The sequence below is a fragment of the Ekhidna sp. genome, assembly GCF_964218185.1.
Lineage (GTDB): Bacteria > Bacteroidota > Bacteroidia > Cytophagales > Cyclobacteriaceae > Ekhidna.
In genome coordinates this window covers 148,470-160,263 of the sequence record NZ_CAXPLV010000008.1, presented here as the reverse complement: position 1 = coordinate 160,263, position 11,794 = coordinate 148,470, and the positions used below count along the sequence as shown (strand labels likewise).

General features: G+C 39.7%; 10 protein-coding genes and 1 tRNA gene. 8 read left to right on the top strand and 3 right to left on the bottom strand.

Annotation, left to right across the window (positions count from 1 at the left end):
- Positions 1 to 25: 25 nt before the first annotated feature.
- The 3 genes from ACEQZT_RS13375 to hflX form a co-directional block, all read right to left on the bottom strand.
- Positions 26 to 949 (bottom strand): DUF4382 domain-containing protein, encoded by a 924-nt coding sequence (locus tag ACEQZT_RS13375; protein WP_370089952.1) that lies wholly within the window; start codon positions 947 to 949, stop codon positions 26 to 28.
- Between the two features lie 234 nt (positions 950 to 1,183).
- Positions 1,184 to 1,255: transfer RNA gene (locus ACEQZT_RS13370), tRNA-Arg, on the bottom strand.
- A 315-nt stretch (positions 1,256 to 1,570) separates the two neighbouring features.
- Positions 1,571 to 2,695, bottom strand: a complete 1,125-nt coding sequence (hflX, locus tag ACEQZT_RS13365) for a GTPase HflX (RefSeq protein ID WP_370089951.1) — start codon at positions 2,693 to 2,695, stop codon at positions 1,571 to 1,573.
- A 66-nt stretch (positions 2,696 to 2,761) separates the two neighbouring features.
- On the opposite strand from hflX, the gene ACEQZT_RS13360 reads away from it, so the two are divergent.
- The 8 genes from ACEQZT_RS13360 to aroE all read left to right on the top strand — a co-directional run bounded on the left by ACEQZT_RS13360 (position 2,762) and on the right by aroE (position 11,794).
- Positions 2,762 to 3,871, top strand: a complete 1,110-nt coding sequence (locus tag ACEQZT_RS13360) for a glycosyltransferase family 4 protein (protein WP_370089950.1) — start codon at positions 2,762 to 2,764, stop codon at positions 3,869 to 3,871.
- A 39-nt stretch (positions 3,872 to 3,910) separates the two neighbouring features.
- A complete protein-coding gene (locus tag ACEQZT_RS13355) occupies positions 3,911 to 4,663 on the top strand; it encodes a polysaccharide biosynthesis/export family protein (protein WP_370089949.1) in 753 nt (250 codons plus the stop codon).
- Between the two features lie 29 nt (positions 4,664 to 4,692).
- Complete coding sequence (locus tag ACEQZT_RS13350) at positions 4,693 to 7,041, top strand: GumC family protein (protein ID WP_370089948.1); 2,349 nt, start codon at positions 4,693 to 4,695, stop codon at positions 7,039 to 7,041.
- The gene (locus ACEQZT_RS13345) at positions 7,041 to 7,760 is read left to right on the top strand and encodes a tyrosine-protein phosphatase (protein WP_370089947.1); all 720 of its coding nucleotides are present in this window, start codon (positions 7,041 to 7,043) and stop codon (positions 7,758 to 7,760) included. Before ACEQZT_RS13350 ends, ACEQZT_RS13345 begins: the two co-directional genes overlap by 1 nt.
- A 95-nt stretch (positions 7,761 to 7,855) precedes the next feature.
- Positions 7,856 to 9,259, top strand: a complete 1,404-nt coding sequence (locus ACEQZT_RS13340) for a tetratricopeptide repeat protein (RefSeq protein WP_370089946.1) — start codon at positions 7,856 to 7,858, stop codon at positions 9,257 to 9,259.
- Positions 9,260 to 9,325: 66 nt separating this feature from the next.
- Complete coding sequence (locus tag ACEQZT_RS13335; protein ID WP_370089945.1) at positions 9,326 to 10,081, top strand: phosphosulfolactate synthase; 756 nt, start codon at positions 9,326 to 9,328, stop codon at positions 10,079 to 10,081.
- A 72-nt stretch (positions 10,082 to 10,153) separates the two neighbouring features.
- A complete protein-coding gene (locus tag ACEQZT_RS13330) occupies positions 10,154 to 11,032 on the top strand; it encodes a DUF368 domain-containing protein (RefSeq protein ID WP_370089944.1) in 879 nt (292 codons plus the stop codon).
- Between the two features lie 24 nt (positions 11,033 to 11,056).
- Positions 11,057 to 11,794 (top strand): shikimate dehydrogenase, encoded by a 738-nt coding sequence (gene aroE, locus ACEQZT_RS13325; protein WP_370089943.1) that lies wholly within the window; start codon positions 11,057 to 11,059, stop codon positions 11,792 to 11,794.

The following is an 11,794-nucleotide window of genomic DNA, read 5'->3' as shown; positions in this document are numbered from 1 at the left end:
AAACTGCCCCCTATGAAATTTATTCTTATTTCAGCATAATGTTAGCTGTAACAGAAGTGTTTGAAGTAACGCTTACTGTATTGAATAATGAACCGTTTATCATTAGATCTGAAGACACTCTTCCTTCAAACTCAAGGTCTGCATCATTATCTTGGTTAGAGTAAGAAGCTACGATAATTTCATAGTCACCTTCCTCCATAAATGCTAGAGTATATGACCCATCATTTGCTACTACTGCAGAGTTGATAGATCCTTCATACCTAGTTCTTCCTTCTGCAGGCTCAGCTTCTTCAGAAGCAGAGAATGAACCTTTAGAATAAGCATATACCACATATCTTCTTGATGCATCCATTTCACCGTCAACAGTACCTTTGATTTCACCAGTCAAGTCAGACACAACAAGTCTTGCTGTAGATCTCAATTTAAATGAAGTCTCAGATGCTGATTGAGATTGAGCAACAAGTGCTTTTCTCAAGTCTACGTCTGCCACAAGATTAGTAGTGCTGTTTGCGGCAATATCAAATGCGCCGCTAACCTGATAACCAGTTGTAGTTGCGTTTTCAATGATTAGCTCTTTAGTAGAACCATCTTTCATCTCTACATATGAATCAGATTCGCCAGAAAGAATGAATCTAAGGTCTGAATATGATCCGGCTTCAAGGTCTCCTTCACCTAAGAAATAGGTTTCACCATTTTGATATGCCATCAAATTAAATTGTTTTGGAGAGCTGAAAGTAGCTACTGTTCTTGACTGTCCGTTTGCAGTTGCCTGAACCTCACTTACAGATAGCATTACTTTGCTCACATTCTCAGCATCTACTGCTGCATCAGTCATGGAGATGCTTGCTTTACCATTAGAAGTCACTTCTGAACCTCCGTCTCCACATGCGAATAGGCCTGCTAAAAGCGCAATTCCTAATAATTTCGATGTTATTCTTAACTTTTTCATGATATTAAATTTTAAGTGTTTTACATTTTATTCCTGCCAACCTTAGTTGCCAAGGCCATGCCATCGGGCATATAGAAACACAAATCACTGAATATCAAATAGTTATAAAAATTAGATTTTTTTATTTTTTTCTCAAAATGAGAAAACGTAATTGATTATGAGAAAAGTTTCAGAAATGAAAGCCCAATGTGAGAGCTAGGAATAGCTCGAAATAGCTTGTGATTGAGGGGAAAGTAGCCTCTCCAGGACTCGAACCTGGATCAAGCGTTTAGGAAACGCCTATTCTATCCCTTGAACTAAGAGGCCAAAGAGCAAAAATAGAAAATATGATTTAGCGATAGGAAGCTATAAGTGTATTTGATCCTCTTTCGATTTTTTAAACCTTCTGTCACTAGAAGGCACTACTATTTTTTTCAACTGTTTGAAATCTTTAGACTCAATCATGCCAGTTGAAGTCATGATTGCGAGAAATAGAACTGCTCCTATAAAAATGATAATCGATAATCCTAAAGCAAGTTTTCCCATAAAACCTCCTTTTTTGGAGTCCTCAATTCAAATTTCTTTCCAAATGTTCATTTGACTTCCAGAATTTTACAAACAGGTCATTTTGTCAGAAATTCTTTAATATGTCTCGTGCTGCATGAAATGTGGGTATATTTTCATGTGTACTTTCTTTACTTCCTGAAAAAGAAGCTCTTTGAGTTCGGGGATTCCCTGACCCGATTTAGCACTTATTTGAATCGAAAGTCCTTTGCCATTGTTTGGAACCGGCTGATCCGTTTTATCAATCTTGTTAAAAACTTTTACTGTTGTGATATCATTGGCGCCAATTTCAGCTAGTGTTTCATCTACTACCTTAATGTGATCGTCATGAGATGGGTTAGAAGCATCTATTACGTGTAGTAAAATATCCGCTTCCATTACCTCGGCTAGAGTAGACTTGAATGATTCTATCAAAGAATGTGGAAGTTTTCTTATAAATCCTACTGTATCAGAAAGGAGAAAAGGAATGTGATTAAGCACCACTTTTCTTACAGTTGAATCCACCGTTGCAAAGAGTTCGTCTTTTGCATAGATCTTCTCCTTACTCAAAAGATTCATCAGAGTTGATTTACCTGCATTTGTATATCCAACCAATGCAACCCTTACAATTCCGCTGCGTGATTTGCGTTGCGTATTTGATTGCTTTTCGATCTTTTCAAGCTTCTTTTTCAATACGTTGATCTGATCGCGTATGATCCTTCTATCCGTTTCGATTTCTTTTTCACCTGCACCACCTCTGGTTCCGGTACCCCCTCTTTGCCTTTCCAGGTGAGTCCACATTCTGGTAAGACGAGGTAGTAAATATTGATACCGCGCTAGCTCTACTTGTGTTTTGGCTTGGGCTGTTTTGGCGCGCTTTAAGAAGATGTCAAGAATCAATAAGCTTCGATCATAAATCTTTACTTTCAATTCTCGCTCCAGGTTTCTTAGCTGCGATGGTGTAAGGTCATCATCAAAAACCACTACATCGATTTTGTCCATTTTACAGATCGAGTTGATTTCTTCAAGCTTGCCTTTGCCTACAAAAGTTTTTGTGTCAGGGTGCTCTAGACGCTGAGTGATTTTTCCTAAAATATCAATCTGAAGGGTCTGAGATAGAAATTCCAGCTCATCCATCATCTCCTCCATTCGCTCCTCCGATTCAGACTTGGAGCCAACAGCTACGAGAATACCTCGTTCATTCTTTTTTGCAGTTTCGATCATAATTTGTCGCAAAGTTTGCTAATAAACCATAGCTTACAAAAGTTTGCTACACAAAGAGTTTACACAGTGAAGATTGCGTTTGTTGCCAATACGTGCTGGAATATCTACAATTTTCGTAAAGGTCTCGTTCATCACTTTCTTTCGAAAGGAGATGATGTAATCGTATTGGCTCCAGAAGATAAGTACACATCCAAGATTGTAGGGTGGGGGCTGACATGGATAAATACACCTCTTGACAGCACCGGATCCAATCCTGTGAAGGATTTGAAGTATATGAGAAGGCTTTTGAAGCATTTCAAACATGAGAAGCCGGATATCGCGCTCACATTTACTATTAAGTCAAACATCTACTCATCGCTAGCAGGCAAATTTTCATCAGTGCCTGTAATTTGTAATGTTAGTGGATTGGGAACAGTTTTTCTTGTGGAAGGTATAGCCGGTAAAATGGCTATGATGCTATATCGAATTGCTTTTAAATACAGCGGTCACATTTTTTTTCAGAATTTGGATGATCGCAATCTGTTCACATCCATGATAAAGGTTGATGATGAAAAAGTGAATATCATTCCAGGCTCGGGTATTGATCTAGCCCACTTTAAACCAGGGCCAATTGAAACTAGAGATCAAGTAAGGTTTCTGATGATTTCAAGGTTGATAGTCGAAAAAGGTGTGCGGGAGTATGCTGAGGCTGCCTCTTATTTTAAGGATGATGAGCGAGTGGATTTTACTTTAATTGGGAAATTTGATGATGGGCATACCAGGTCTATTGAAAGAAAAGAGCTGGACTCTTGGATTGAAAAAGGATGGCTAAGCTACAGGTCTCATTCGGATAAAATCATAGATGTCATAAATGAACACGATGCAGTAGTACTTCCCTCATATAGGGAAGGTACCTCTCGAACTTTATTGGAAGGGGCTGCATTGGGCAAACCACTGCTGGCCTCTGATGTGCCGGGCTGTAAAGAGGTTGTAAGGGATGGTTATAACGGATTCCTCTTCGAGGTGCAAAATGCTAAAAGCATGGTAGATAAGATAAAGCTATTTCTATCACTAAATAAGGATGAGAGAGAGCAGATGGCGGCCAATTCTCGTAAGTTAGTAGAGGAGACTTTTGATGAGGAAATAGTCATTCGTGCATATGATCAAGTTATACATCGAATCATCAAGCCTTCATAGATTATTTCTTCTATTTTTACGACTTATAAACACTTATCTGTGAACCGTTTAGTATTAATTGTTTTAATCGCTGTTTTAAGTAGCTGCAAAGCCTATAAGCAGGATATCATGTTTAAGCTCGATAAAAACTTCACTGAGGAAGATTTATCTAATGCTACTGGAGAGTTGGAAAGTAATTATAAGCTCAGACCCAACGATGCTTTGCTGTTGGATGTCTTTACCAATGAAGGTGAAAGACTGATCGATCCAAATCTGGAAATGGTGACTAACCCCGCTCAGCAGCAGCAGCAATTTAAAGATCGATTTCAATATGTGATTCAGGTGGATGGTTCTATCATTTTTCCAATGATTGGGGCTATGAATCTGGCAGGCATGACACTTTTTGAAGCTGAGCTTGCAGTGGCAGAAAAATTTGATGCTGTTTATAAAGGGTCATTTGTGAAACTTAGAATAACCAATCGTAGGGTTTTTGTATTGGGAGCACCCGGAGGAAAGGTAGTGCCACTTCCCAATGAGAATACAAGCATTGTGGAAGTGCTGGCCGCAGCAGAAGGGCTTGATCTTGGAGCCAAAGCTCAAAACATAAAACTCATCAGAGGAGACAATGTTTATCAAATAAATCTGGGGACGATCAGCGGTATGAAATCTACAAACATGCTCGTGGCTCCCGGGGATATCATATATGTGGAGCCTTGGAGAAGGCCGTGGCTGGAGACTTTGAGAGACGTTTCTCCTGCGCTAAGTCTCTTATCTAGTGTACTTACCTTAGTAGTTGTAGTTCAGAACCTGTAATGGAAAACAATCACTCACCACAAAAAAAAATGGATACCGAGAATGATTTCTTAGAATCATTTGACTTAGAGCGATTTTGGTATGTGCTGAAGCGTAGCAAGTTCTGGATGATTGGGTTTGTGATATTCACCACAGCTCTCGCCTACGTTTACGTTCGATACACAAAGCCAGTTTACAACTCTGAATCGATCATTAAGCTTGAGTTTGAAAGTGAAGCAAATGTTTTAGGGATTGCGGATGTGGTCAACAATCAGGAGCGAAATGAGATTTCGGGTGAGATTGAATTGATCAAGTCCAAGTTGTTTTTATCCAGAGTAGTAGAGGCAGCCAAAATAGACGTTTCTTACCATGTTTATGGGAGGTACCTGACAGACGAGCGATATCGAAATTCGCCCTTTATTGTGTCATACAAAATTCACAACCCTAACTATTACGACATTCCATTTGACATTCAGTTTGGAGCTGAAGATTCTTTCAGTCTTAGTTATCAGGTGAATGGGCGAACGGTTGAGAAAGATTACTCTTTTGCTGAAGAGATTAAAACCGAAAACTTCAATTTGTTGGTTGAGCGGACTAGCTATTTCAACCCGGAAGATGATAGTAAGTATTTCTTCATCATAAGTAGCAAAGATGCTCTGATTAATTCATTGCAAACCAACCTTCAGGTGCTGCCTGAAAATTTCAATGCAAAAACAATCAAGATTTCCTTTTCTGACTTTAATAAGTATAAGGCTCGAGATCTGGTTGATTTAATTGATTCTTTATACCTCGATTACACGAAAGAGGTCAAAAATTTGGCTATTGAACAGAAGATTGAGTTTCTGAATGAACAGATAGAAAGCACTGAGGCAAAACTCTCACAGTATGAAAATTATTTTGAGCAATTCACGATTCAAAACAGAACTACAAACCTAAATGACGATTTGAATCGTACGATTGAGCAACTGGCCGCCCTGGATTCTCAGCGATACCAACTTAGAAAAAATGTTGGTGACCTAAAGGTTATAAGAAAACAAGTCAGTGAGAAGGGTGCCATTGCCGTAAATCCTCTTCTTTTGGAGCAACTACCAAAAATGCTAGGCGAGTCGATAACGGAATATTCTGAGCTCCAACAGCAGCGCGAATTAAAACTTTCATCATATAACGAGTCTTCATATGTAATTGAGCAATTAGATATTCAACTGGAAAAATCTAAGAATCTGCTTGAAGAATTACTTGATTCCTATGATCAGTCTTTATCTGATCGTGTTTCTCAAGTAGTGAGAAGGCGAAACCTATTAGAAAGTAATCTCACCCAGATGCCTTCCATGGGAACAGAATATGGAAAGAATAGAAGGCTTTATGACATACAGGAGGAGTTTATGCTCACCCTTCAAACATCCAAAATGGAGTTGGAGATTACCAGGGCAGGCACGGTAACAAAAAATGTGATTCTTTCACCTGCGTCTTTACCTCAGAGTTCTGTTAAGCCTCAAAAAGCACTAATTATGGGGGCGGCATTCATGATTGGTGTGATCATCAGTGTGGTGTTTTTGTTGATTAGATACCTTGCCCATAATAAAGTTGCAGGTGTTCGCGAGCTTGAAAAACTGGTAAATGTACCAGTGTTAGGAGCGATCCCTCATTATAAAAATGAGTCGCTAAACCATACTTCATTGGTGGTAAAACGAGATTCCAAAAGCTCTTTGAGTGAGGCTCTCAGGACGATTCGAACCAATATGGATTTCATTCATTCGAAGGAAGGTTCAAAGTCTATAAGTGTCACCTCAACTATTTCAGGAGAAGGTAAAACGTTTGTTGCAGCGAATTTGGGAGCAATCATGGCCATGACAGGCCAAAAAGTCTGTGTTGTCGATATTGACATGAGGAAACCTAAGGTACACCTCGCGTTTGGTGCAGCTAGCGGCTCGGATGGTGTGAGTACCATCTTGTCGGGGAAAAGTACGGTAAAAGGAAGTGTTCAAAAAACAGAAATAGAAAGGCTGGACTTTGTGTCGGCTGGCCCTACACCGCCAAATCCATCAGAGCTACTTTTGCAGCCTGAGTTTATCGAGTTGTTGTCTACGTTGAAAAAGAGTTATGATGTGGTGATACTTGATACACCACCGGTTGGGTTAGTAACAGACGGTAGGCTGGTGATGAAACATTGTGATATACAGCTGTACATTGTAAGAGCTGATTATTCAAAAAGAAGCTTCGTTAAAGTGTTGAATGATCTGAAAGCTACAGGGCAATTTTCAAGTATGACTACCATCCTGAACTCAATAGACTCTACTCCTGGTTATGGATATGGTTATGGCTATGGTTACGGTTATTATACTGAAGACGAATCTTCTAAAGCTAAAAAAGTAGCCTCAAGTATTAAAAACCTGTTCTAATGGGATTTTTTGGGAAGAAGAGCTTTGCTCCTCTGGAAGTTGATATTCATTCGCACCTTATTCATAATATTGATGATGGCTCGCAATCAATTGAGCAAAGTATAGAGATGCTTCGTGAGTTGGTGAAGCTTGGTTTTAAGAAAGTCATCACCACTCCACATATTCACCCTAGGTATCCCAATACTCCTCAAATCATTATGGATGGATTCGAAAAGCTGCAAGCGGCAGTGTCCAGTTTGGATTTTGAAATGGAGATGGAGGTAGCCGCTGAATACTATGTGGATGATGCTTTCATGAAAAAAGTAAAAGCAGACGATACAATCCTTTCATTTGGTGACAAATATGTTTTGGTAGAATCTTCGTTTATAAACAAGCCTGCATTTTTTGAATCAGTTTTGTTTGATCTTAAAACCAAAGGATATCAGCCTGTATTAGCACACCCAGAGCGTTATCAGTTTTTAGAAGGTAGAATGGAGTGGCTAGAGGAACTCAAAAGTATGGGTGTGATGTTGCAGGTTACGCTGGGGTCGATTGGGGGTTATTATGGCTCCATTCCTCAAAAGCTGGGGAAGCAATTATTACAAAGAGAAATGGTAGATTTTCTTGGTTCGGATTTGCATAGATACAGTCATCTTGAATTTCTAGCCAAAGGACTAAAATCAAAAGAAGTACAAAAATCAATTAAAGAAAATCAATTGAAAAATCACCTTCTACAGTAGGATGTGGAAAACTTTTTCGTCGATTTCCTGAGGAATTTAGGACCAATTTCGAGTAAATTCCTTTAATCATTACCACCGAAATTTAATCTTTTAGCATGGCAGAGGAACATAAACGCAAGGAAGAGAGAGAGTTGATCAGAAAGTTTGAAGCATTCCTTAAAAACAGGGAGAATCATTTCTTTGATGAGGAAGCTATGATTCAGATCATTTGCTATTACAGTGTGAATGACAAACTGAATCAAGCGTTGAAAGCTGCCAATATTGCGCTAGAACAATTCCCTTTTTCCATTGATATCACGATTGAAAAATCTGATGTGCTGGTGAAAATGGAAAAATCTGATGATGCGATTGATTTGCTCGAAGAGACGCTCAATATCCAACCAAACGATCCGGAACTTCTACTTCAAAAGGGTGCAATTCACTGTCTGCTATCAGAGTTTGAAGAAGCAGTAGAAGCTTATGAGGCAGCATTAATGAATGTAGAGGAGAAGGATGAAGTGTATTTTAGCATAGGGATGGCATACCAAGGAATGGGCAAGTACAAGGAAGCTGCGAAGCAATATAAAATGGCCATTGAGATAAATATGCTAAATGAAAATGCACTGTATGAGCTTGCCTATTGTTTGGATGTTTCCGGAGAGCTGGAGAGCAGTTTATCTTATTATCAAAAATTTATCGATCAGGATCCCTATTCTGAATATGCCTGGTACAATCTCGGTATAGTCTACAACAAGCTCAGCAAGTTTGAAGAGGCGGTAGACGCTTATGAATATGCCACCGCCATTGACGAAGAATTTAGCAGTGCTTGGTTCAATATGGGTAATGCCCTTATGAATCTAGGCAAGTTTGATAGAGCGCTTGCAGCCTACCTCAAAACATACGATCAGGAAGGTGCTTCTCCTGAGACATACTGCCACATAGGTGCTGCATATGAAAAACTTCAGCAATTGGAGCTGGCGATAAAATACTATCAAAAAGCAACCAAGCTGGATCAGATGTATCACGAGGCATGGTATGGAGTGGGAGTATGCTTGGCCCTGCAAGACAAGTGGTACGAAGCAATCCATTTTCTCAATAAGGCTCTAAAACTGGATTCTGAAAATGTGAATTATTGGAAAGCAGTAGCTGACGCTGAATACAAGACCGGAAATCTGGTTTCATCTTTGGAGGCCTATCGTGAGGCCAGCGAAATGGATGCTGATGATCCGAGGATTTGGCTGGATTGGTCCATGGTATATTATGAGCAAGGAGATTATACCCAGGCTATATCCGTTCTTGAAACTGGGCTAGACGAGTGTCCTGACAATGCAGAAATGTATTATCGAGGAGTGGTCTATCTGATTGGATCTGGAAGCTATAAAAATGCAATCAATAGACTAGAGACTGCATTAATGCTTGATTTCGAAGGGCATGAGGTGCTTTTCGATTTCTTTCCAAACCTACCTACTCAAAAAGCTTTGTACAGAATTATTGATCAATTCCGTCAGGACAACAAATAATCTTTGCCGTCTAAGGATAATTTGTGATTTTTGGGGCTTGTTTTTAAAAAGACCTCTCAAGCATTCATGAATTATCATTTAAATAACCTCCCAGAAAGAACTGCAAAACCTAGAAATGAAGGCTACACCATGGTGATGGATAAGGGCCTCAGTTTACGGGAGGTTGAGGATTTAATCGAATCAAGCGGCGATTACATAGATATTATAAAGTTTGGCTGGGCTACATCTTTTGTGTATCCAAAGCTGAAGGAAAAGATAGCTCTCTATAAAGAAGCTGGCATTCCATGTTATTTTGGAGGTACATTGTTTGAAGCATTTGTTGTCAGAGATCAGTTTGCAGACTACCAGAAGGTGTTGGATGAGTTTGGTCTTGAGTACGCTGAGGTTTCAGATGGGTCTATTGAGATGGATCATGATATAAAGTGTGAGTACATCAGCACTTTGGCAAAGCAAGTGACCGTACTTAGTGAGGTAGGATCGAAGGATGCTGCAAAAATCATCCCTCCATATAAATGGATAGAGCAAATGCAAACTGAATTGGAGGCTGGTGCATGGAAGGTGATCGGTGAAGCTCGTGAGAGTGGGAATGTAGGCCTTTTCCGTGATTCTGGTGAGGTGAGACAAGGTCTTGTGGAAGAAATTCTAACTAAAATACCTTCAGAAAAAATTCTTTGGGAAGCTCCTCAAAAGGCTCAGCAAGTTTGGTTTATCAAGCTTAGTGGGCCAAATGTAAACCTTGGAAACATTGCTCCAAATGAAGTAATCCCTCTTGAAACAATTAGGCTAGGGCTGAGAGGGGATACATTCAGCCACTTCCTATAAGATACTTTAATAAAATCCCGGTTGTGAAATAGGTGTGGGTGGTTACTCACGTGAAGTGATTAAGTTCGCACTATGATAAACTTTCGACTCTTATTGAAAGGACTCGCTATGGGTAGTGCAGATGTAATCCCGGGAGTTTCAGGCGGTACCATTGCAATTATCACAGGAATTTATGAAGAGCTGATCAATTCGATTAAGTCGGTGGATAATACTGCACTCAGGTACGTTTTGAGGGGGCAGTTCAAAGACTTTTGGAGTCATATAAATGGAGCTTTTCTAGTCAGTGTTTTTTCCGGGGTGCTAATAAGTATCTTCACCCTTGCTAAGGCTATTAGTTACCTGCTGGAGAATCAGCCAATCATCTTATGGTCATTCTTTTTTGGGCTAATTCTAGCTTCTACTTTTTTTGTTTTCCCCAAAGTGATCAATTGGAAAACCTGTCTTTTCGGAGTGCTAGGAGCTGGCATTGCTTACCTGATTACATCACTTAGCCCTACCTCCAGCCCTGATCATTTATGGTTTGTGTTTATAGCAGGAGCAATTGCCATTTGTGCCATGATTTTGCCAGGCATCTCCGGGTCATTTATTCTTATTCTACTCGCAAAGTACGAATATGTCCTTGAGGCCGTGAAGTCATTTAACCTTGTGGTGATTGTTGTTTTTGGTTTGGGATGTGTTGTTGGTTTGCTTTCTTTTTCAAAATTTATTCACTGGCTGTTACAGAAATATAAAGACATCACAATGGCAGCTTTGGCCGGTTTTATGTTGGGGTCACTCAATAAAATATGGCCATGGAAAGAAGTGGCTGGTGAATCGTTCAAAAATTTATTGCCTGCTGATTACGCTAATCTTTCCGGTCAACCCAGTCAATTCGTGCTAGCCATTTTGTTTTGTGTGGCAGGAAGTATAATTGTTGTGATGTTGGAGCGTTTTGGAAAATCAAAAGAATAATTTCAAGGTAACTTTATCCTTCGCATGAAAAAGTACGGATTAATCGGATACCCTGTTGGTCACAGTTATTCCCAGGATTTTTTTCAAAAGAAGTTTAAAAAATTGGGACTGAAAGATCATTCCTACGATCTCTTTGAAATGGAATTCCTGAATGAATTTCCTGCCTTATGGTTAAAGAATCCAACACTTCAAGGTGTAAATGTGACTGTTCCGCACAAGGAGAAGGTAATCCAATATTTGGACAAGCTTGACACGAGCTCCATTAAAGTAGGTGCTGCGAATGTGATTCACAAGCAAGGTGGTAAGCTCGTCGGTTACAATACAGATTATATGGCGTTTCGAGAGTCGCTAGAGGGTTGGGTTGGTAAGTTTAAAGGCGAAGCTCTTATTCTTGGATCAGGAGGTGCATCCAAAGCAATTCAAGCAGCATTGTCCGATCTCAATATTCCATACAATCAAGTGAGCAGAACGAGTAAGGGGGGCGACTACACCTACGATCAACTAAAAAGCAACCCTGACATCTTAAGCAGGTTTATGCTGATTATAAACACCACTCCATTGGGGATGTTTCCTAACAATGATTCCTTGCCTGATCTGCCATACAAGCGTTTGACAAAGGGGTGTTATCTCTATGATCTTATCTACAATCCTGATCAAACTGCTTTTATGAAGCAAGGGGAATTGAATGGTGCCAAAACTAAAAATGGATTGGAGATGTTGGAGCTCCAGGCAGAAAAATCATGGGAAATCTGGAGCAGCTAG

Coding starts and splice junctions, on each gene's coding strand:
- ACEQZT_RS13335 (WP_370089945.1), top strand. CDS start 9,326: ATGAATTATCATTTAAATAACCTCCCAGAAAGAACTGCAAAACCTAGA.
- ACEQZT_RS13350 (WP_370089948.1), top strand. CDS start 4,693: ATGGATACCGAGAATGATTTCTTAGAATCATTTGACTTAGAGCGATTT.
- ACEQZT_RS13340 (WP_370089946.1), top strand. CDS start 7,856: ATGGCAGAGGAACATAAACGCAAGGAAGAGAGAGAGTTGATCAGAAAG.
- ACEQZT_RS13375 (WP_370089952.1), bottom strand. CDS start 949: ATGAAAAAGTTAAGAATAACATCGAAATTATTAGGAATTGCGCTTTTA.
- ACEQZT_RS13345 (WP_370089947.1), top strand. CDS start 7,041: ATGGGATTTTTTGGGAAGAAGAGCTTTGCTCCTCTGGAAGTTGATATT.
- aroE (WP_370089943.1), top strand. CDS start 11,057: ATGAAAAAGTACGGATTAATCGGATACCCTGTTGGTCACAGTTATTCC.
- hflX (WP_370089951.1), bottom strand. CDS start 2,695: ATGATCGAAACTGCAAAAAAGAATGAACGAGGTATTCTCGTAGCTGTT.
- ACEQZT_RS13330 (WP_370089944.1), top strand. CDS start 10,154: ATGATAAACTTTCGACTCTTATTGAAAGGACTCGCTATGGGTAGTGCA.